This is a genomic window from Oribacterium sp. P9 (assembly GCF_046365365.1).
GTDB lineage: Bacteria > Bacillota > Clostridia > Lachnospirales > Lachnospiraceae > Oribacterium.
Genome location: NZ_JBKEIS010000010.1, coordinates 22,621 through 44,278 on the forward strand (window position 1 = coordinate 22,621; position 21,658 = coordinate 44,278).

Genomic DNA, 21,658 nt, shown 5'->3' on the forward strand with positions numbered 1-21,658 from the left:
GAATAAAATGATGTTTTGATGTTAAATTCGAGATGTTTGCATCCAGAGTCTGAGCGATAGCGATGAATAGCAGCACGAAATTCCGGATACGGCAGTTCTCGAACAAAAAGGAGTATTATGGTCAGAATAGCAATCGACTGTATGGGTGGTGATCAAGCGCCTTCCGCGATCATGGATGGTGCGCTTCGTTCCCTTGCAGCTACGAAAGATACGAAGCTTTTTCTTTTCGGTCCGGAGGGACTTCTGAAGGAGGAGCTTCAGAAGAGTGCGAAGGCAGCCGGGGTGTCGGAGGCGGATCTCGCGGCGCGTGTCGAGATCTGTGATGCGGCGGAGGTGATTTCTCTGCATGAGGCACCGGTGCTTGCAATCCGTCGCAAGAAGGATTCCAGCATCGTGAAGGGTCTTCATTTCGTGAAGGAGGGCCATGCGGATGCCTTCATTTCCGCGGGCTCCAGTGGCGCGATTCTCGCCGGTGGTCAGCTCATCATCGGACGTGCGAAGGGTGTGCCACGTCCACCGTTCGGCGCACTGATTCCGACCAGCAGGGGCGTGACCCTGCTTCTCGACAGTGGTGCCAATGTTGACGCCAAGCCGGAGTGGCTGGTCCAGTACGCGAAGATGGGCTCCATCTATATGAAGGAGGTCTGCGGTATCCAGAACCCGACGGTCGGCCTCGTCAATGTCGGTGCCGAGGAGGAGAAGGGCAATGCCCTCGTGAAGGAGACCATGCCGCTCCTAAAGGAAGTGAAGGACATCAACTTCATCGGTTCCTGCGAGGCACGTGAGATTTCCTTCGGTGCCTGCGACGTCGTCGTATGTGACGCCTTCGTCGGCAACTGTATCCTGAAGATGTATGAGGGCGTCGGTAAGATGCTCCTCGGTGAGATCATGAGTGCCATCAAGTCCACCCCGATCTCACTCATCGGCGGTGCCCTCATTAAGGGCACACTCAAGGGTACGCTGAAGAAATTTGATGCGAAGCAGTATGGCGGTGCACCGATCCTCGGTCTCCGTGGCCTCGTCGTAAAGGTGCACGGTAACACCGACGGTCGCGAAATCACACACGCCATCCAGCAGTGCTACGACTTCGTCCACGCCGACGCGGTGCAGAAGATCGCCGCCAGCATCGAAGCCGAGAACGCCCGTGCGGAAGAAGCCGCGCAGCCGTAAAAGGGGGTCTGACCCCATTAAATTTTTATAAACAAAATCTAAAGTTGAAGTTTATGGGGTCAGACCCCATAAACAGATAGGAGAAACCATGGAATTTGAGAAGCTGAAGCAGATTATCGTGAATGAGGTACCGCGTGTGGATCCTGCGAAGATCACCCCGGAGGCTCGCTTCGTGGATGACCTCGAGATGGACTCCCTCGATGTCGTACAGGTCGTGATGGCCATCGAGGATACCTTCGGTATCCAGGTGCCGGATGACGCCACTGAGCACATGAGCACCGTTCAGGACGCGGTCGACGCCATCCGGGAAGCGGTCAATCAGTAATTCTTAATCAAGCGGACGAAGTCGGAGCACAGTATGCACGGCGCTGAAGATGTTTTGCCTACGGCAAAACTCTGAATGCGTTCGCCACTAGGGCATCACGGGGGACCCCGCGCTTTAGGCGCACCCCCGTGATCAGCCTTAGTTCAAAGTACAGAACCTTCAGCGCTGTTCGTGACTGACATACAGGCAAGCCAATCTGTCAGTCACGGACATCTCTGAAGAACCTGTTCTTTGAATGCGCAAGCTCGTGCATACTGTACCTCCGACTTCTGTGTAATGACGATCCTAAAAGGAGTTTTATGGAACAGAATTTAGATGTATTACAGGAGGCGATCGGTTATCGCTTCCGGGATGTGTCTCTTCTGAAGCATGCGTTGACGCATCCTTCGTATAGTAATGAGAGCGGAGAACCGAAGGAGGCTTCGAATCAGCGTCTGGAGTTTCTCGGGGATGCTGTGCTGGAGCTGGTTTCCAGCGTTTTTCTTTTTAACCGCCGTCCGGTGATTCAGGAGGGTGTCATGACCAAGATTCGTGCCGCACTGGTATGTGAGCCGACGCTCGCAGAGGCAGCCCGAAAGGTGAACCTTGGTGATTACATCATCCTCGGAAAGGGCGAGGCGCGCGAGGGCATCAACCGTCGGGATTCCGTCATTTCCGACGCCTTCGAGTCCGTGATCGGCGCGATGTACCTCGATGGTGGCTTCGCACCGGCGGAGAAGTTCGTGCGTCGTTTCGTGCTCTGCGACATCGAGAACGCAGGGCTCTATCGTGATGCGAAGACGGTGCTTCAGGAGTACGTGTCACAGAATAAAAAGTCCCTCGAGTACCGTGTTATCGAGGAATCCGGTCCATGTCACGACCGCTACTATCGAGTCGAGGCAGTGATTGATGGAGAGGCCTACGGGATCGGCGAGGGCTCCAGTAAAAAGAAGGGCGAGCAGGGCGCAGCGTACCAGACACTCAAGCGCATAAAGGCGGAAACAGGTTATGTATTTAAAATCTATTGAGATTCAGGGCTTCAAGTCCTTTGCGAACAAGACCGTCCTGGATTTCAGTAAGGGCATCACGGGCATCGTCGGCCCGAACGGCTCCGGAAAGTCGAACATCTCCGACGCGGTGCGCTGGGTACTCGGTGAGCAGAAGGTGAAGCAGCTGCGTGGAAGCTCCATGCAGGATGTCATCTTCGCCGGCACACAGCTCCGCCGCCCGCAGAGCTCGGCCTTCGTGGCGATCACCCTCGATAATTCGGACCGCATCCTGAACATCGATTACGATGAAGTCACGGTTTCCCGTCGCCTCTACCGCTCGGGCGAGTCCGAGTACATGCTGAACGGCACCGAGTGTCGTCTGAAGGACATCAACGAGCTTTTCTACGATACCGGTATCGGTAAGGACGGCTACTCCATCATCGGACAGGGGCAGGTCGACAAAATCCTCTCCGGTAAGCCGGAGGAGCGTCGTGACCTCTTCGATGAGGCCGTCGGTATCGTGAAGTTCAAGCGCCGGAAGGCCCTTGCCGAGAAGAAGCTCAGCGACGAGGAAGCGAACCTCACGCGTGTGACGGACATCCTCACCGAGCTCGAGCGCCAGGTCGGCCCGCTGAAGCGCCAGTCCGAGCAGGCCCGCGAGTACCTTTCGATCCGTGACGAGCTCGTAAACGCCGACGCGAACCTTTTCGTACGCGACATGGAGGACACGCTGAAAGGCCTAGACACGGTAAATGCGAGTGCAGACACCGTCGAGCAGGACCTCGCCGCAATCAAGCAGGAGTCCGAGCAGCTGAATGGCAAGTACAACGCGCTCGAGGAGCAGATTCACGCCCTCGATGAGAAGCTTCAGCAGGCGAAGGATACCGTCAGTCAGTCGGATGTCCTGAAAACAAACCTCCAGGGACAGATCGATGTCCTGAACGAGCAGATCAACACCGAAAAGAACAACGCACTGCACTACACGCAGCGAATCAACGCCCTCGGAAAGGACGTGTTCGACCGTATCGCGCAGATCGAGGATAACCGGAGTCTTCTTCGCTGGATCCGTGATCAGATCACCTTCATCCGTGACAACAAGGCGGCGACCGACGAGATGATGGAAAACATCGATCTCGATCTCGAGATGATCGGCTCCACGATGGACGAGACCGAGCTCACCGTGTCGAGCTGCATGGGCCCGGACTTCGAGCTCGAGGAGCGTCCGGTGAAGGAAGCCGAGTCGAGCTCCCCGGTGAAGAACGACCACTTCCTCACGAACATCGAGGACCAGCGGAAGGAGCTCGCCGCGCTCGGTCAGCGCCTCGAGGAGGTCAATGCCATCATCGCGAGTGATACCGCGCTGGTGGATCGGCTCGGCACCGAGAATCAGCAGCTGCGTGAGCGGATCGTCGAGAAGAACCGTGAGCTCGATCGTCTCAAGAACCGCCTCGAGACCCTGCGTAACCTCGCGGAGCGCTATGAGGGCTACGGCAATGCGGTCAAGATGGTCATGGACCAGCGTGACCGTAGACGCGGCATCCTCGGCGTCGTAGCAGACCTCATCGAGGTCCCGGCGAAGTACGAGACGGCGATCGAGACGGCCCTCGGCGGCGCGATTCAGAACGTCGTCACCGAGGACGAAGCTACGGCGAAGGACATGGTCCAGTTCCTGAAGCAGCACCGCTACGGACGTGCCACCTTCCTCCCGCTCAGCAACATTCGCGGACGCCGCGATAACAACTGTGAGCAGGCGTCGCATGAGCGCGGCGCCATCGGACTCGCGTGCGACCTCATTGACCTCGACAAAAAGTACATCAGTCTCGCAGAGTTCCTGCTGGGCCGTGTGCTGGTGGTCGACAACATTGACAATGCACTGCAGATCCAGCGGAAGTACCGGCAGAGCCTCCGTATCGTAACGCTCGAGGGCGAGCAGCTGAATCCGGGCGGTTCGATCTCGGGTGGTGCCTTCCGCAACAGCTCGAATCTGATGGGCCGGAAGCGCGAGCTCGACGAGATCGAGGCGCAGATGCTCGAGGGCGAGAAGCAGGCTGCGGAGCTGCGTGCGAAGCTGAGCGAGGGCGAGAACCGTCGTGCGCTCGCGAAGGCGTCCGTGGAGGCGCATCACGAGGAGATCGAGCAGTTGAAGCTCGATCAGAACACGAAGACGATGGCGATCGCGTCCCAGATCAATGTCGAGTACTCGTCCCTGTCGACCCGTACCGACTTCGTGACGGAGACCCTGCACCGCCTGAACGGCGAGCTCGAGGCCCTCACGACCGAGAAGGGTGAGATGGAGGATGCGCAGCAGAACAGCGACCAGGTGCTCGCAGAGAAGGCGGATCGCATCACCGAGCTCCAGGATCTGATCGTCCATGCAGACAACGTGGCGGCAGAGGCCCAGGCGGAGACAGCGCGGGCCACGGAGGAGAAGGAGAAGCTCGTCGCCGAGCGGAAGTCCTTCTTCGGCCGCAAGGATGAGATCTCGCAGCGACTGCTCGATATGGAGAAAGAGTCGATGCGTGTGCAGAATAAGAAGGAGAAGCTCGACGAAAAGATCGACAAGCTCACGAGCTACATGTTCGACGAGTACGGGCTCACCTTCGATGAAGCGAAGAAGCGCTATTCCGAGGAGTATAAGAATACCTCGGAGGTGCGTTCCCTCGTGTCGAAGCTGAAGAATCAGCTGAAGGCGCTCGGTCCGGTGAATGTCGACGCGATCGAGCAGTATAAGGAGGTCAGCGAGCGTTACGAGTTCCTGAATAATCAGTACCTCGACCTCACGGAGTCCGCGAAGTCGCTCGGGAAGGTCATCGAGGAGCTCGACCAGGGCATGCGGAAGCAGTTCAATGAGAACTTCCAGCGCATCCAGGTGGAGTTTGACAAGACCTTCAAGATCCTCTTCGGTGGCGGACAGGGCCGTCTGGAGCTCGACACTTCGGATCCGGATGTGCTGACGACCTCGATTTCGATCATCGCCGAGCCGCCTGGAAAGAAGCTGCAGAACATGATGCAGCTGTCGGGTGGCGAGAAGGCGCTGACGGCGATCGCGCTGCTCTTTGCGATCCAGTGTCTGAAGCCGTCGCCGTTCTGTCTCCTCGACGAGATCGAGGCGGCACTCGACGACTCGAACGTTTCGCGTTTTGCCGAGTACCTGCATAATCTGAACCAGACGCAGTTTATCGTCATCACGCACCGTCGTGGTACCATGGAGAATGCGGATCGCCTGTTCGGAATCACCATGCAGGAGAAGGGTGTGTCGACGCTCGTGTCGGTGGATCTCGTCGCGGATCAGCTCGACGCGTGATTTAACCAGACGGATTCTGGACCACCCCCAGAGAGCACTCACTCAGTTCAAAGTACAGAACCTTCCGCCTTGTTCGTGCCTGCCATTACAGGCAAGCCTGTATGGCAGGACACGTACAATTCGGAAGAACCTGTTCTTTGAATTCGCAATCAGCCCCATATAACGGCTCGAATTTTCCTGTTGGTTTATAAAACAGCATTTGTTTTGATTTAAATAAATACAAAAGAGACAGTTACTTTCTGTTGTTTGATAAATATATTACGAAAGACTAAAGGAGCTTCTATGGCAAATTTTTTCTCGAGATTAATTAATAATATATTCCAGTCAAATGAGGTCGCGGATGACGCGTTCTATGAGGATCTGGAAGATGCGATGATCATGTCAGATGTGGGTGTGACGACGACGCTGAAGATCATTGATGCGGTGAAGTCGGAGGCGAAGCGTCAGGGTGTGAATACGACGCGTGAGGTGAAGAAGATTCTGAGGGACTATCTGTATGAGCTGATGCGTGTGGATGAGTCCTACTATGATTTCGAGCGGCAGAAGAGTATCATTTCGGTCATCGGTGTCAATGGCGTGGGCAAGACGACGTCGATCGGTAAGATGGCGTACTTCTTCCAGCGTCAGGGAAAGCGGGTGATCCTGGCGGCGGCGGATACCTTCCGTGCGGGTGCGATCGAGCAGCTGAAGGAGTGGGGTAAGAGGATCGATACGGATGTCATCGCGCAGAAGGAGGGTTCTGATCCGGCGGCGGTGGTGTTTGATGCGCTGCAGTCCTTCAAGTCGAAGAACGCGGATCTGCTGATCATCGATACGGCGGGTCGTCTTCATAATAAGAAGAATCTGATGCAGGAGCTGGGAAAGATCAACCGTATCATCGATAAGGAGTTCGCGGAGGGCTTCCGTGAAACCCTGGTCGTACTGGATGCGACGACGGGGCAGAATGCGATGTCACAGGCGGAGATCTTCAAGGATGCCTGCCAGGTGACCGGTATCATCCTCACGAAGATGGATGGCACCGCGAAGGGCGGCATCGCCCTCGCGGTCCAGTCCGAGCTCGGTATTCCGGTGAAGTACATCGGCACCGGCGAAAAGGCCACCGACCTGCGCCGCTTTGATGCTAAGGAGTACGTCGACTCGATCTTCGCGGATTAACAGCTTTAGAACGGGCCACGGGACATTCATATGCTGTCAACAAAAATAGTTGACAGCATATTTTTATGTGCTATACTAGCAAAGGTTTGAGGGTGATTATGGATGAATTTGTAGTGCGCGGCAACCTTTTCGAGCTGTATGGCGGGTTGCTGAATGAAAATCAGCGGAAGGTATATGAGTACCATGTCATGGACGACATGAGCTTCACCGAGATCGGTGAGGAGCTGGGCGTCACACGGCAGGCAGCGCAGGAGCTGTTCCGTCGCGCGGATAAGAAGCTGCAAAGCACAGAGGAAATCCTCGGACTTCAGCATAAGCTGGTGAGCATTCGTGAGAAGGCGGAGCGGATCTTCGATCTAAGCGGAGATGACGCGATTCGAGCCCTCGCGGGTGAGATCATAGATGGCGTCTGAGACTGCGTAAAGGCCAGAAGCATTGGCCGGACGAGGGGCAGACGCAGATGCACAGAGACGTTTGAAAATGCAGGAGAGTATATGGCATTTGAAAATCTGACAGATCGATTAAGTAATGTATTTTCAAATCTCGGTCGGAAGGGAAAGCTTTCCGAGGACGATGTCAATCAGGCGCTCCGCGAGGTGCGTATGGCACTGCTCGAGGCCGATGTCAACTTCAAGCTGGTGAAGGAATTCATCGCGAAGGTGAAGGAAAAGGCCATCGGTGAGGAGGTGCTGAACAGCCTCACACCGGCGCAGACGGTCGTGAAGATCGTCAACGACGAGCTGACCGAGATGATGGGCTCGGAGACCACCGAGATCACACTTCGTCCGGCGAGCGAGATTTCCGTCATCATGATGGTAGGTCTTCAGGGTGCCGGTAAAACCACGACGGCAGCGAAGCTGGCCGGAAAGTTCAAGTCGGCGGGCCGGACGCCTGTCCTCGTCGCCTGCGATATCTACCGTCCGGCGGCGATCGATCAGCTGCGTGTCAATGCTGAGAAGGTGAAGGTTCCGTTCTTCTCCCTGGGCGACAAGATCAGCCCGGTCGAGATCGCGCGGAGAGCCATCGAGGAGGCGAAGGCCCAGCACTACAACGTGGTGATCCTCGATACGGCGGGTCGTCTTCAGATCGACGAGAAGCTCATGGATGAGCTCCAGAACATCAAGAAGGCGGTCGATGTACAGTGGACCGTCCTCACAGTCGACGCGATGACCGGTCAGGAAGCGGTCAATGTTGCCGAGACCTTCACTGAGAAGGTGGGCATCGACGGTGTGATCCTCACGAAGTGTGATGGTGATACCCGTGGTGGTGCGGCGCTTTCCATCAAGGCGATGACCGGGAAGCCGATCCTGTACTTAGGTATGGGCGAGAAGCTCGACGACCTCGAGCAGTTCTATCCGGATCGTATGGCGGGTCGTATCCTCGGCATGGGTGATGTCCTTTCTCTCATCGAGAAGGCACAGAAGAACATCGATGAGGATAAGACGAAGGAGACCATGGGAAAGATCACCCGTGGCAAGTTCGACTACAACGACTTCATGGATCAGATGGAGCAGATGAAGAAGCTCGGCGGCTTCGGCGGTATCATGAAGCTGCTGCCTGGTATGTCGGGGCTCGGTGACATCGATACAGACGATGCTGAGAAGAAGATGAATCAGGTGAAGTCGATCATCCAGTCCATGACACCGAAGGAGAGAGCGAACCCGGATCTCATCAATCCGTCCCGTAAGCGTCGGATCGCGCGCGGTGCGGGTGTCGATATCGCAGAGGTGAACCGCCTTGTAAAGCAGTTCGAGCAGATGCGGAAGATGATGAAGCAGTTCGGCGGTGCGATACGCAGCAAGCATGGCCGCGGCGGTTTCGGAAACCTCGGCGGACTCGGAAATCTCGGCGGCTTGGGCCGTGGCCGGTTTCCGTTCTGATAAAGATTCTTAATAGGAATCGCAGTTTTCGGAATCGGGACGGAATTTCCGTTCGTATAAGCCTTCCGGACAGCGTACGCAGCACGGAAGGCAACCGCACCGTCCCCGGGCGGGTACGTGCACAGAGGCCGATGACATTGGCCTCCCGATAAGTAACAGGATTCAACAGCACTGCTGTTAATCATATATATGTACATTTATTTTTAAAACAGGAGAAAAAGACATGTTAAAGATCAGATTAAGAAGAATGGGACAGATTCACGCACCGTTTTACAGAGTTATCGTAGCAGATTCCAGATCCCCGAGAAACGGCCGTTTCATCGAGGAGATCGGTACCTACAATCCATGCGTAGAGCCGTCTGAGATCAAGATCGACGCTGAGAAGGCGAAGCAGTGGATTGCAAACGGTGCACAGCCGACCGAGTCCGTTGCAAAGCTCCTCAAGAAGGCTGGTATCTGCTGATTATTTAGCCGAGAGGAGACCTCATGAAGGAATTACTCGAAACGATTGCTCGGGCGCTGGTGCAGAATCCGGACGACGTCAAGGTCGTCGAGGAAGATAAGGACGGCGAGATCGTGCTCACCCTCTCTGTAAATGAGCAGGATATGGGAAAGGTCATCGGTCGTTCCGGTCGCATCGCCAAGGCGATTCGCTCAGTGATGTCTGCCGCTGCCAGCAAGGCTGACGTTAAGGTTTCCGTAGACATCCGCTGAGACCATCCGATTACGGATCATAAGGATTTAATATGCAGGAAAAACTGAGAGTTGGTACAGTTGTTACCACCCATGGCCTCAAGGGCGAGGTGAAGGTTTATCCTACGACAGAGGATCCAGACAGATTTTTCGATTTAGATAAAGTCTGGCTGGATCTTTCCGGTTCTATGGAAAACCTGCGCGAGCTCCACGTCGAGCGCGTGCGCTTCTCGAAAAACCTGGCCATCGTAAAATTCGAGGGCATCGACTCGATCGATGATGTCCTCCCGTTCCGCCACGGCGAGCTGTACGTGGATCGCGCCGATGCGATCCCGCTCGAGGAAGGCGAGTATTTCGTCGGCGATCTGATCGGCATCGACGTCCTCGACGATGTGTCCGGCGAGTGCCTCGGCACCGTCAAGGACATCCTCGAGACCGGCGCGAATAATGTGCTGATCGTGGAGAATCAGAAGAAGGACCTCATGATCCCGTATGTACGCGGCCAGTTCGTCACGGACGTACAGCCAGAGCAGGGATTCCTGAAGGTGCATCTGATTCCGGGCATCCTCGATCTCTGATACCTGGACCAGGCTATGCCAATGTTTCCGACGGACAGCAGATGGCTGTCCGCTGCAGAACCGGCTTCATCCATCTATGCGGCTGGTTTTCGGCGGACAGAACACTCCTGTCCGTCGATGATTTCTTATCCCCAGAAAGGCGGACGAATGAAAAACTACTATGTGATGACCCTCTTTCCGGAGATGATCGAAAACGTCGTCCGCGAGAGCATCAGCGGTCGTGCTATCAAGGCAGGACTTATGAATGTCGAGGCCTTCAATATCCGCGACTATACGAAGGACGCGCATAACCACGTCGACGACTATCCGTATGGCGGCGGTGCCGGCATGCTCATGCAGGTGCAGCCGATCGTCGACTGCTATCAGCATATCGTCGATCAGATCGGCCATCGCCCGGCCCGCGTGCTCTTCATGTCGCCGCAGGGACGCACCTTCGATCAGAGGATGGCCGAGGAGCTCGCTGCGGAAGAGGATATCCTGTTCCTCTGCGGACACTATGAGGGCATCGACGAACGCGCCCTCGAGATTCTCGACGTCGAGCATGTCTCGATCGGTGATTACATCCTGACCGGCGGTGAGCTGCCGGCGCTCAGCATGATCGATTCTATCTCGCGTCTCGTGCATGGTGTCCTGAATAAGGATGCCTCGCATGAGATCGAAAGCTTCTCCGACGGCCTCCTCGAGTACCCGCAGTACACGCGCCCGGAGGTCTACGAGGACCGCCGCGTTCCAGCGATTCTCCTCTCCGGAGATCATAAGAAGGTCGATGAGTGGCGCCACCAGATGAGCCTTGAGCGCACGAAGGAACGCCGCCCGGATCTGTATGAGGCGTATGTCGCCTCGCATGCGAAGGAGTTCGCACCGAAGAAGCCGAAGCGCCGCCGGAAACGTACTGAATAGTAGCTGACTACTTCCGGAAAAAGAATTGCCATTTGATTGATTAATGGTAAAATTATTTATATAAGTTGATCAAGAGAAACGGACGGAAGGAGTAAGCGTATGGCTACACAGAACATGGGTATGGATATTCTCACGAGGGTAAATGGAATTCGCGCTGCAAACGGATTGAAACCACTTCGGTACGATACGAATCTGGATGCGCCTGCACTCGTAAGAGCGACCGAAGCTTCTACATTTTTTTCTCACACAAGACCAAACGGAACCGAATGGTACACTGTAAATGAGAACCTTATGTATGGTGAGAATCTGGCGGAGGGCTACCACACTGCAGATGAAGTTGTCAATGCATGGATGGCATCTCCTGAGCATAAGGCCAATATCTTAAAGCCGGATTTTACCACGATGGGCATCGGAATCGCAAATAAGAACGGAAAGAACTACTGGGCTCAGATTTTTGGCATGGCCTGAATGCCAGCATGCCTGCGTGGCGAAGAGCACAGCGTATAAAGTACGGAAAATCCCATGATGGAGCCTCTGTCATGGGATTTTAAATGCGTTCAAAAGACTCGTCCGGAAGGTAAAAACCGCTTGCAATTCCTCCGTATCTATGGTAAATTGTCAAGGTTGTGACTAAGAGAGATATTCCGCTGACGGTTCCATCTGCTTGGAATAGGTGATTCGGCTCGGGCCGAACGAGAAACTCCGTGAATGAATGTCGAATAGTACTAGGAGGTACACAATGTCTAATAACGAGATTATCAAGAACATCGAGCAGGGTCAGCTCAAGGCTGAGGTTCCAGCATTCAACACTGGTGACACCGTTCGCGTTTACAACAAGATCAAAGAGGGTAACCGTGAGAGAACTCAGATCTTCGAGGGTACTGTTCTGAAGATCCAGGGTGGTTCCAACAGAACTACTTTCACCGTTCGTAAGTCTTCCAACGGCGTAGGCGTAGAGAAGACCTGGCCGCTTCACAGCCCGATGGTTGAGAAGGTTGAGGTCGTTAGAAAAGGTAAGGTAAGAAGAGCAAAGCTCACATACCTTAGAGAGCGTACTGGTAAGGCTGCCAAGGTTAAGGCACTGTAATCAGAAGCGATGAATCATTGGGGGCGTTCCGTTTTACGGGATGCCCCTTTTCAATGGTTTTATTTACTGGTAAAATCCCAGTTATGAAATGGTTTATGGGAAGGGGTCTGACCCCATACGGGGTCAGACCCCTTGGCCTCCCGGCAGGTTATGGAGGGCGTTTTCCGGCCTTCGGATGAGTTTGCCAGCCAGGCAGAAGATCCGGTCGGTGACTGGATTATCGTTGCGGGAAAGGGGTCACCCCTGGCTTCCCAATATTGTTATGAGGTGAAGAATGCGAGAGAAGAGTCCGATTCAGAAGTTTGTCGGCACGGTTACGAACGTGATCGTCGTGATCGCGCTTGCGTGGTTTCTGGTGCACAGCTTTCTGACGACCGAGGAGATTTCCGGTCACAGCATGGAGCCGGCGATATCCGCGAGCGATCTCGTGCTGGTCGATCGGCTCACGTATAAGTTCATGAAGCCGAAGCGTATGGATGTCGTCATCTTCCAGCGAAGCGACGCGACACGGAACGTGAAGCGCGTCATCGGACTGCCGGGCGAGACTGTCGTGATCCAGAACGGTCGCATCTACATCGACGGTACCCTGCTGGAGAGTGATCAGATCTCCGACATCTCCCTCGGCGGTATCGCGGAGAAGCCGGTCGAACTGATGGAGGACGAGTATTTCCTGATCGGGGACAATGCAGACTCCTCCGAGGACAGCCGCTTCATCAATGTCGGTAATGTCAAACGCTCACAGATCCTCGGACGCATCTGGTTCCGGCTGTTGCCGTTTAAAAAGATCGGTTTCATCCGATGATGCTGCCCACTGCATCCGCAGCTTAAAGTGCATCTGGTTCCGGCTGCTGCCGTTTAAGAAAATCAGTTTCATCCAATGATGCAAGGTAATGGACATATAAGAAGTATAGAAGACAGGTGAATTATGACGATTCAATGGTATCCAGGCCATATGGCCAAAGCAAAACGAAACATCCGTGAGGACCTGAAGCTGGTCGATCTCGTCATCGAGGTCATCGACGCCCGCTGCCCGGAATCCTCCCGTAATCCGGACGTCGACAGCTTCGCGAAGGATAAGGCCCGCATCCTCCTTATCAATAAGGCGGATCTCGCGGATCGTCGTGAGACGAAGCGCTTCGCAGACTACTTCGCCGCCCGCGGCTACTATACACTCGAAATCGATGCGCGAAACAAGGGCAGCCTGAAGAAGCTGAATCCGCTCATCGATGAGGCGACGAAGGCGCTCGTCGAGAAGAACCTGAAGCGCGGCATCAAGACCCCGGTCATCCGTGCGATGGTTCTCGGTGTGCCGAACGTCGGCAAGTCCACCTTCATCAATTCCTATGTCGGAAAGTCCATGGCGAAGACCGGAAACAAGCCGGGCGTCACCCGTGGTAATCAGTGGATCAATGTCAATAAAAAGCTGCAGCTGCTCGACACCCCGGGTATCACCTGGCCGAAGTTTGAGCGCGAGATCGTCGGCCTGAATCTGGCCCTCATCGGCTCCATCAACGACCAGATCCTGAACATTGACGAGCTCGTATTCTACCTCATCAAATACCTCGTGCGCTATTACCCGGAGGCACTGATCGCGCGCTACGGCAGCTCCCTCGAAGGCCTCGAGGAAGCGATTCAGGTCTTCGACGAGATCGGCCGCCGTCGCGGCTGCATCATGAAGGGTGGAAACATCGACTACACGAAAACCGCGAAGATCATCCTCGACGACTTCCGCAGCGGACGCCTCGGCGCCATCACCCTCGAGCACGTTCCGACCACGGCCAGCCAGGAGACGGCAGAAGCAGACGCAGTGGAAAGCCAAGGGGGTCAGACCCCTTTCCCAACACCATTTCACAACGATACCAGTAACAACCAGAAAGAGGAATTTCATGTCGAGAGAACTGAAGGGCGAGCGTCTGGAGAAGGAGCTCGCGCGTTTAGCAGCGATGCACGAATATGAAAACGCACATGCCGATGTCCGCTTCATCGCCGGCATCGACGAAGCCGGCAGAGGTCCGCTGGCGGGCCCAGTCGTGGCCGCCTGCTGCATCCTCCCGAAGGATGCCGTGATCCTCTATCTCAACGATTCGAAGAAGGTGACCGCACTCCGCCGCGAAGCGCTGCTGCCGGAAATCCAAGAAAAAGCCATCGCCTACGGCATCGGCATCGTGGATGAGAAACGGATTGATGAGATCAACATCCTTCAGGCGGATTATGAAGCGATGCGCATCGCAGTTCAGAAGACGAGCGCGATGCTCCAGGCGAAAGGACTCGCCGACGCACCAGGTCTCCTGCTGAACGACGCCGTCACGATCCCAGGCCTCGAGATCCCACAGGAGTCGATCATCAAGGGCGACGCGAAGTCCGTCTCCATCGCCGCCGCCAGCATCCTCGCGAAAGTGACGAGGGATCAGCTCATGGAGGCGTACGACGCGCAGTATCCGGAGTACGGCTTCGCCCGTAATAAAGGCTACGGCACGAAGAAGCACATCGAAGCCCTGAAACGCCTCGGCCCATGCCCGATCCACCGTCGCTCCTTCATCGGCCATTTCGTCTGACCCCTGTTGCTCACCGATTCCCGAGAGGCCAAGGGGTCTGACCCACGCGTGAATTCTGCGACCCCCTTTCGGCTTTTGGAAGGGGGTCTGACCCCTGAAACTAAAGGAACATCATGTACTTCAAAGAACTCCCCAAAATATTCACCGAGAAAATCGAGGATCCGAAACCTAGTCAGAAGCGCTCCGACGCGCGTCGTGGCAACCACGCAGACGGTGTCCGCGGGGAGGACATGGCCGCAGCATACCTCGAGACGGCGGGCTACCGGATCGTCGCACGAAACTGGCGCTTTCACCGGAACGAGATCGACATCATCGCGATGGACGGCGACACGCTCGTCTTCGTCGAGGTGAAGAAACGCCAGGACAGCGCCCACGGCTACGGTTGCGAGGCCGTAGACCATGCGAAACAGCAGCGGATCCGCCGGGTAGCGGAAGCCTATCTCGCCTGCACGAAGCGCTCACAGGCCGACACGAAGTGCCGCTTCGACGTCGTCTCGATCGACGATGACAAGATACTACTGTTTAAAAACGCATTTTAGTATGCTATACTCATGATAAGTTTGTGCATTTTATGGAGGCAGGCATGTTAGCAAAAGATTGTAAGCGTAAAGTTATCCTGACGGGCGATCGTCCGACCGGAAAACTTCATTTAGGACACTTTGTGGGTTCTCTCCAGCGGAGAGTACAGCTTCAGAACTCTGGTCAGTTCGACGAGATCAACATCCTCGTCGCGGACGATCAGGCTCTGACCGATAACTGGGATAACCCGAAGAAGGTACGTGATAACATCATCGAGGTCACCCTCGATTATCTCTCCGCAGGTATCGACCCGGATAAGTCCTTTATCTGCATTCAGTCCGGCATCCCGGCACTGCACGCACTGACGTTCTACTATATGAACCTCGTAACTACCCAGCGTCTGTCCAGAAACCCGACCGTCAAGTCCGAGATGCTCATGCGTGGCTTTAACGGCAGCGAGTCGGAGGATGACAATGTTGCCGGCCTTCCAGCCGGATTCTTCACCTATCCGGTATCGCAGACCGCCGATATCACAGCGTTCAAGGCGACCACCGTACCAGCCGGTGAGGACCAGATGCCGATGATCGAGCAGGCACGCGAGATCGCACATCGTTTCAACACGATCTACAAGTGCGATGTCCTCGTCGAGCCGGATATCCTGATTCCGGAGAATGCGGCACAGCGTCGTCTCCCGGGTATCGATGGTAAGGCGAAGATGTCGAAGTCGCTCGGCAACGGTATCTTCCTGTCCGATGACGCCGCGACCGTAAAGAAGAAGGTCATGAGCATGTACACGGATCCGACGCATATTAACGTTGCGGATCCTGGTCATGTCGAGGGCAATATGGTCTTCACCTACCTCGACGCCTTCCTGCGTGATGACAGCCAGTTCGCGGACTATCTCCCGGATTATAAGAACCTCGAGGAGATGAAGGAGCACTACCAGCGTGGTGGTCTCGGCGATATGAAGTGCAAGAAGTTCCTTCTCAAGGTCATGGAGGATCTCCTTCAGCCGATTCGTGAGAACCGTGCGAAGTGGGAGACAAACATCAACGACGTCTATGACATCCTGAAGGCCGGTACGGATCATGCGGTGCAGGTAACGAACCAGACCCTCCACGAGTGCCGTGATGCGATGCGCATCAACTACTTCGATGATAAGGACGCGATGGTGAAGAGCTGGGAGTCCTGGCTGAACGAGAGCCATACGAAGAACTGATGGGCACCTGGAAGTCCCGCGGGCTCCGTGGCTCACAGCTGGAGGAGCTCATCAACCGGACGAACGAGGCCTACCTAGAGAAGAAGCTGGCGGTCGTGCAGAAGATTCCGACGCCGATCACACCGATCAACATGAACGAGGACCATACGCAGATCACACTGGCCTACTTCGATCAGAAGTCCACGGTCGACTACATTGGCCTCGTACAGGGCATCCCGGTCTGCTTCGACGCGAAGGAATGCGCCACGAATTTCTGGCCGCTGCAGAATCTGCATCCGCACCAGGTCCGATTCATGCAGGCCTTCGAGGAGCAGGGCGGCATCAGCTTTATCATACTTTCATTTACGACCCGGAAGGAGATGTACTACATTCCCTTCCGGGATATTCAGTATTTCTGGAACCGTATGCAGAACGGCGGTAAGAAATCCTTTAATATTCAGGAGATCGATCTGAACTACCGGATCCGGTCTCACAAAGATATGTTTGTGCATTATCTGGAGCCGCTGCAGCGGGATCTCGACGAGCGGGACCGCGCCGGATCGGCAGAAGAGGATGGTGCAGACATCCCGTGACCCGAACCGCCTGGGTGGATCGTACGGATATCCTCAGGATGGATGCCGGTCGACACGGATCAGTTCGATAGACGATGGAGGAGCGTAGAGCTATGAACATTATTGTGGTTGGCTGTGGTAAGGTGGGATATTCTCTCGCCAGTCAGCTGAACAGGGAGAACCATAACGTAACGATCATCGACAACAACGAGAAGGTTCTTCGACATGCGGTAGATTCACTGGATGTCATGGGTATCAACGGAAACGGCGCGATGCTGGCGATCCAGCAGGAGGCCGGTGTCAAGAATGCAGATGTCCTCATCGCCGCAACCAACTCCGATGAAATCAACATGCTGTGCTGCCTGATCGCAAAGAAGGAAGGTAACTGTAACACCATCGCGCGTATCCGTAACCCGGAGTACAAGGATGAGATCACCTACCTCCGTGATGAGCTGAACCTCGCGATGGTCATCAATCCGGAGATGGCGGCCGCAAAGGAGGTCGAGCGTCTGCTTCGCTTCCCGTCGGTCATGAAGATCGACAGCTTCTCCCGTGGCAAGATCGACCTGATCCGCGTCAAGGTGCCGGAGAACAGCAACATCGTCGGTATCCGCATGTATGACATCCCGCGTATTCTGAAGGTCAACGTCCTGATCTGCTCGATCGAGCGTGGCGATCAGATCATCATCCCGAGTGGTAACGACGCCATCATGAACGGCGATGTCATCAGCTATATCGCGAATGCGGATCAGTCCAACGAATTCGTCAAGCAGCTGGGCGTCGATTATAAGCCGATCCGCAGCTGCATGATCGTCGGTGGCGGCAGGGTCACCTACTACATCGCGAAGTACATGCACGACTCCCATATGAAGTGCAAGCTGAAGGTGATCGATCACGATCGTGACCGCTGCGAGTTCCTTGCCGGCGAGTTCCCTGATGCGACCATCATCAACGGTGACGGTACCGACCAGGATCTTCTGATCCGCGAGGGCATCGAGAAGACCGACGCCTTCTGTTCCCTGACCGGCTTCGACGAGGAGAACATCATGCTGTCTCTCTATGCAGGCAAGCTTTCCAACGCGCGTCTCATCACGAAGATCAACCGTATCGCCTTTGAGAACGTCACCTCTGAGATGAACCTCGGCTCTGTCATCTACCCGAAGCAGATCGTCGCGGATCACATCGTACAGTATGTACGTGCGTTGAAGAACTCTGAAGGTTCGAACGTCGAGACCCTGTATAAAATCGCCGATGGAAGAGCAGAGGCCCTCGAGTTCAAGGTGGGCAATGATCCCGCCCTCTGCAATCATACCTTCGCGGATCTGACATTTAAGAAGAACGTTCTGATCGCGGCCATCGTCCGTGAAAACCAGATCATCACGCCGCGCGGCTCCGACTTCATGCTGCCGGGCGACAGCGTCATCGTGATCACCACGAATACCGGTTTCAACGATCTCAAGGATATTCTCGCATAAGGAGCGTTCGGTAATGAACTTTAGTATGATTATTTACGTGCTCGGATGGGTGCTGAAGCTGGAAGTCGTCATCATGATCCTGCCGATCATCTGTGCACTGATCTATCAGGAATTCTGGGCTGTACAGGCCCTGGCGGTTTCCGCCGTGCTAGCGCTCGTCATCGGTACCCTGGCCACCATAAAGGGGCCGAAGCGTACCGACTATTATGCGCGTGAGGGCTTCGTCATCTGTGCACTGAGCTGGATCGTAATGTCGCTGATCGGCGCATTGCCGTTTTATCTGACCGGCACGATTCCGTCCTACATCGATGCGGTCTTCGAGATCGTATCCGGCTTTACGACGACCGGTGCCTCGATTCTTGCGGAGGTCGAGCACCTTGGCAAGGGACTGCTTTTCTGGCGTTCCTTCAGCCACTGGGTCGGCGGCATGGGCGTTCTCGTCTTGGTTCTGACGATCCTTCCGCTCGGCGGCGGCTACAATATGATGATCATGAAGGCCGAGTCCCCGGGACCGGATGTCAGCAAGATTGTGCCGCGTGTTGCAGATACCGCGAAGGCACTGTATAAGATTTATGCTGCATTGACCCTCTTCTGGATCATCCTTTTCCTCCTGAGCGGCATGAGCATCTATGACTCGATCTGTATCGCCTTCGGCAGCGCCGGCACGGGTGGATTCGCCGTCCGTAACTCCGGTATGGCCGACTACAGCATGCTGAGCCAGTTCCTGATCGCCGTGTCGATGATCATGTTCGGTGTGAACTTCAATGTCTACTACCTGATGCAGAAGCGGAAGTTTCACGATGCGTTCCAGTGTGAGGAAGCGCGTGTCTACCTCGGCATCGTCGCTTTCAGTACCTTTTTCTTCGCGTTCAACATCGTGAAGATGTACGGCGGTGACTTCCTGTATGCACTGCATCACAGCTTCTTCACAGTCGGCGCGATCATCACGACCACCGGTTACGCGACCCTCGATTTCGCGACCTGGCCGCAGGCGAGCCAGATGCTCCTCCTGTTCCTGATGTTTACCGGTGCCTGCGCAGGCTCCACCGGCGGTGGCTTCAAGATTTCCCGACTCATCATCATGGTGAAGGAGATTGGAAAGGAGCTTCTCGTACTGGTACACCCGGAGGCCGTCAAGCACATCCGCCTCGAGCATAAGAGCCTCGAGCACAGCGTCGTGCGTTCCGTCAACTGTTACCTCATCATGTACGTGGTGATCTACATGGTCTCCGTGTTCCTGATCGCATGGGCAGATGATTTCGACTTCACGACGAATTTCTCCGCCGTAGCTGCGACCTTCAACAACATCGGACCGGGCCTCGCAGCCGTAGGTCCAACCTGTAATTTCAGCGCATATTCCGATTTCAGTAAAATCGTCCTGACCTTCGATATGCTCGCCGGAAGACTGGAGATCCTCCCGATGCTGCTTTTATTCCTGCCGAGAACCTGGCGGAAGTCGAACTGATGCTTCGGCATCCAGCTGGGAAACCCGGTGGAAGGCGAAGCAGATTCGTTGGCATGTACGCCATCGACAACATGCTTCATGATACGTTATATTTTGAAAGAAGGATGCATCGCGCATCCTTCTTTTTTTCGAGAGACCACTCATTTATCTTAAGAATTTCGTAATGGGGTCTGACCCCATTAAATTTTTATAAACAGAATCTAAACGGAAGTTCATGGGGTCTGACCCCGTTAAATTTTTATAAACAGAATCTAAAGTTGAAGTATAAGTCAGCCCTTGTAAACTAAAGAGTGGTGATTAAACGGCATGTGTCGAGCAAATTTATGGTGATTCCGTGAATAACGTTTGATTTTAGCACAATATTGCGTTAAACTATGGTTATGCGCAATAATTCGGATTGCGAAGTGTCCGGGTGCTCTGCTTCACGGATGCCCGTGTTCCGGCCCGCTGCCCCTGAATATATAAATATATATATTCTATTTATCATGTCTGTGGTCAAGCATTTATAATATATCCGGTGGATATTTATTTCTTCGCGCGATGCATGAACGCGATCTGCAGATGCAGACATGCACGCACTTATGAATTATACAGAAGGTGTTTCTTATGGCTTTAAAATACTATGAACAGATCGACCGTGACAACACAAAAAAACTTCGTGAACTGCTCGATGAGCTTCCATATTTCTGCACGATGTATTTTCGTGGCATCGAAACGACGACGAGCTCACGTACCCGCATTGCCTATGCACGTGATCTGAAAATATTCTTCCAGTTTCTTATCCATGAAAACCCGCTCTATAAGGACTACTCTCCGCGTGATTTCCAGCTGGAGGACCTTGATCAGCTTAGCGTCACGGATCTCGAGGATTATCTCGAGTACATCAAATACAGAACAGATGTTTTTGAAGATAAACATGGCAATAAAATCGAAAAGGAAGTCATCAACTCGAGAACCTCGATCAAGCGCAAGGTCGCGTCGATCCGAACCTTTTACCGGTATTTATACAGAGACCGTCTGATCAAGACGAATCCGGCGGATCTCCTGCAGATGCCGAAATTAAAGGAAAAAGATATCATTCGTCTCGACGCAAACGAGGTAGCGGACCTTCTCGACGAAGTCGAGAACGGCGAAAAGCTGACCCGTCAGCAGCAGGTCTTCCACGATAAGACGGAGCTTCGGGATGAGGCCATGATGACGCTGATGCTCGGTACCGGCATCCGTGTATCGGAGTGCGTTGGCCTCAATATGAACGACGTCGACTTCAACAACGATGGCATTCACATCCATCGTAAGGGCGGCAAGGAAGTTACCGTCTATTTCGGTGACGAGGTCGAGAATGCACTCCGCCCGTATGTCGAGTGGCGGAAGCACCAGGTCACGGCACCAGGCCATGAGGACGCCCTCTTCCTCTCCCTCCGTATGCAGCGCATGAGTGTCCGCTCCGTCCAGTACATGGTGAAGAAATATGCGAAAACCGTCACACCGACGAAGCATATCACACCACATAAGCTGCGCTCCACCTATGGCACAAACCTCTATAAGGAAACTGGCGATATCTACCTCGTGGCGGATGTACTCGGCCACAACGATGTCAACACCACGAAAAAGCACTACGCCGCCCTCGAGGATGAGCGTCGACGCAGTGCCCGCAACAAGGTCCATCTGCGCTCGGATGACGAGTGAATTTATAAAAATTTAATAGGGTCAGACCCCATTAACTTCCGTTTAGATTTTGTTTAGAAAAATTTAATAGGGTCAGACCCCATTAACTTCCGTTTAGATTTTGTTTAGAAAAATTTAATGGGGTCAGA

Annotated in this window: 21 protein-coding genes and 1 pseudogene; all 22 read left to right on the top strand. The window is 54.4% G+C overall.

Annotated features, from left to right (window positions below):
• Positions 1-117: 117 nt before the first annotated feature.
• Positions 118-1,170: a phosphate acyltransferase PlsX gene (gene plsX / locus ACK8P7_RS07340; protein WP_410043567.1), complete on the top strand. Its 1,053-nt coding sequence runs from the start codon at positions 118-120 to the stop codon at positions 1,168-1,170.
• An 88-nt stretch (positions 1,171-1,258) separates the two neighbouring features.
• Positions 1,259-1,495, top strand: a complete 237-nt coding sequence (acpP, locus tag ACK8P7_RS07345; RefSeq protein ID WP_410043568.1) for an acyl carrier protein — start codon at positions 1,259-1,261, stop codon at positions 1,493-1,495.
• A gap of 299 nt (positions 1,496-1,794) precedes the next feature.
• Entirely contained in the window at positions 1,795-2,502 is a 708-nt protein-coding gene (rnc, locus tag ACK8P7_RS07350; protein WP_410043569.1) for a ribonuclease III, read from the top strand.
• Positions 2,483-5,767 carry a chromosome segregation protein SMC gene (gene smc, locus ACK8P7_RS07355; protein WP_410043570.1) on the top strand — a complete coding sequence of 1,095 codons (3,285 nt, stop codon included), beginning with the start codon at positions 2,483-2,485 and terminating at the stop codon, positions 5,765-5,767. The genes rnc and smc overlap by 20 nt, the downstream gene beginning before the upstream one ends.
• Before the next feature lie 282 nt (positions 5,768-6,049).
• A complete protein-coding gene (ftsY, locus tag ACK8P7_RS07360; RefSeq protein ID WP_410043571.1) occupies positions 6,050-6,922 on the top strand; it encodes a signal recognition particle-docking protein FtsY in 873 nt (290 codons plus the stop codon).
• 98 nt (positions 6,923-7,020) lie between these two features.
• Positions 7,021-7,335: a sigma factor-like helix-turn-helix DNA-binding protein gene (locus ACK8P7_RS07365; protein ID WP_410043572.1), complete on the top strand. Its 315-nt coding sequence runs from the start codon at positions 7,021-7,023 to the stop codon at positions 7,333-7,335.
• Positions 7,336-7,416: 81 nt separating this feature from the next.
• Positions 7,417-8,802, top strand: coding sequence for a signal recognition particle protein (gene ffh / locus ACK8P7_RS07370; protein WP_410043573.1), 1,386 nt, complete (start codon positions 7,417-7,419; stop codon positions 8,800-8,802).
• A gap of 223 nt (positions 8,803-9,025) precedes the next feature.
• Positions 9,026-9,265, top strand: coding sequence for a 30S ribosomal protein S16 (rpsP, locus tag ACK8P7_RS07375; protein WP_410043574.1), 240 nt, complete (start codon positions 9,026-9,028; stop codon positions 9,263-9,265).
• A gap of 23 nt (positions 9,266-9,288) precedes the next feature.
• Positions 9,289-9,516, top strand: coding sequence for a KH domain-containing protein (locus ACK8P7_RS07380; RefSeq protein WP_410043575.1), 228 nt, complete (start codon positions 9,289-9,291; stop codon positions 9,514-9,516).
• A gap of 32 nt (positions 9,517-9,548) precedes the next feature.
• Complete coding sequence (gene rimM, locus ACK8P7_RS07385) at positions 9,549-10,073, top strand: ribosome maturation factor RimM (RefSeq protein WP_410043576.1); 525 nt, start codon at positions 9,549-9,551, stop codon at positions 10,071-10,073.
• 147 nt (positions 10,074-10,220) lie between these two features.
• Positions 10,221-10,973, top strand: coding sequence for a tRNA (guanosine(37)-N1)-methyltransferase TrmD (gene trmD, locus ACK8P7_RS07390; protein WP_410043577.1), 753 nt, complete (start codon positions 10,221-10,223; stop codon positions 10,971-10,973).
• Positions 10,974-11,072: 99 nt separating this feature from the next.
• Complete coding sequence (locus ACK8P7_RS07395; protein WP_410043578.1) at positions 11,073-11,441, top strand: CAP domain-containing protein; 369 nt, start codon at positions 11,073-11,075, stop codon at positions 11,439-11,441.
• A gap of 271 nt (positions 11,442-11,712) precedes the next feature.
• Positions 11,713-12,060 carry a 50S ribosomal protein L19 gene (gene rplS / locus ACK8P7_RS07400; RefSeq protein WP_410043579.1) on the top strand — a complete coding sequence of 116 codons (348 nt, stop codon included), beginning with the start codon at positions 11,713-11,715 and terminating at the stop codon, positions 12,058-12,060.
• Between the two features lie 274 nt (positions 12,061-12,334).
• On the top strand, positions 12,335-12,862 hold the full coding sequence (lepB, locus tag ACK8P7_RS07405) for a signal peptidase I (protein ID WP_410043580.1): 528 nt from the start codon (positions 12,335-12,337) through the stop codon (positions 12,860-12,862).
• A gap of 123 nt (positions 12,863-12,985) precedes the next feature.
• Positions 12,986-13,822: pseudogene (ylqF, locus tag ACK8P7_RS07410) on the top strand (ribosome biogenesis GTPase YlqF); the annotation flags it as partial.
• 124 nt (positions 13,823-13,946) lie between these two features.
• Positions 13,947-14,615: a ribonuclease HII gene (locus ACK8P7_RS07415; protein ID WP_410043581.1), complete on the top strand. Its 669-nt coding sequence runs from the start codon at positions 13,947-13,949 to the stop codon at positions 14,613-14,615.
• A 113-nt stretch (positions 14,616-14,728) separates the two neighbouring features.
• On the top strand, positions 14,729-15,154 hold the full coding sequence (locus ACK8P7_RS07420; RefSeq protein WP_410043582.1) for a YraN family protein: 426 nt from the start codon (positions 14,729-14,731) through the stop codon (positions 15,152-15,154).
• Positions 15,155-15,198: 44 nt separating this feature from the next.
• Complete coding sequence (gene trpS, locus ACK8P7_RS07425) at positions 15,199-16,353, top strand: tryptophan--tRNA ligase (protein WP_410043583.1); 1,155 nt, start codon at positions 15,199-15,201, stop codon at positions 16,351-16,353.
• Entirely contained in the window at positions 16,353-16,925 is a 573-nt protein-coding gene (locus ACK8P7_RS07430) for a Holliday junction resolvase RecU (protein WP_410043584.1), read from the top strand. The genes trpS and ACK8P7_RS07430 overlap by 1 nt, the downstream gene beginning before the upstream one ends.
• Positions 16,926-17,017: 92 nt before the next feature.
• On the top strand, positions 17,018-18,379 hold the full coding sequence (gene trkA, locus ACK8P7_RS07435) for a Trk system potassium transporter TrkA (RefSeq protein ID WP_410043585.1): 1,362 nt from the start codon (positions 17,018-17,020) through the stop codon (positions 18,377-18,379).
• A gap of 13 nt (positions 18,380-18,392) precedes the next feature.
• Positions 18,393-19,844 (top strand): TrkH family potassium uptake protein, encoded by a 1,452-nt coding sequence (locus tag ACK8P7_RS07440; RefSeq protein WP_410043586.1) that lies wholly within the window; start codon positions 18,393-18,395, stop codon positions 19,842-19,844.
• A gap of 606 nt (positions 19,845-20,450) precedes the next feature.
• On the top strand, positions 20,451-21,530 hold the full coding sequence (locus ACK8P7_RS07445) for a tyrosine-type recombinase/integrase (protein WP_410043587.1): 1,080 nt from the start codon (positions 20,451-20,453) through the stop codon (positions 21,528-21,530).
• Positions 21,531-21,658: the final 128 nt, after the last annotated feature.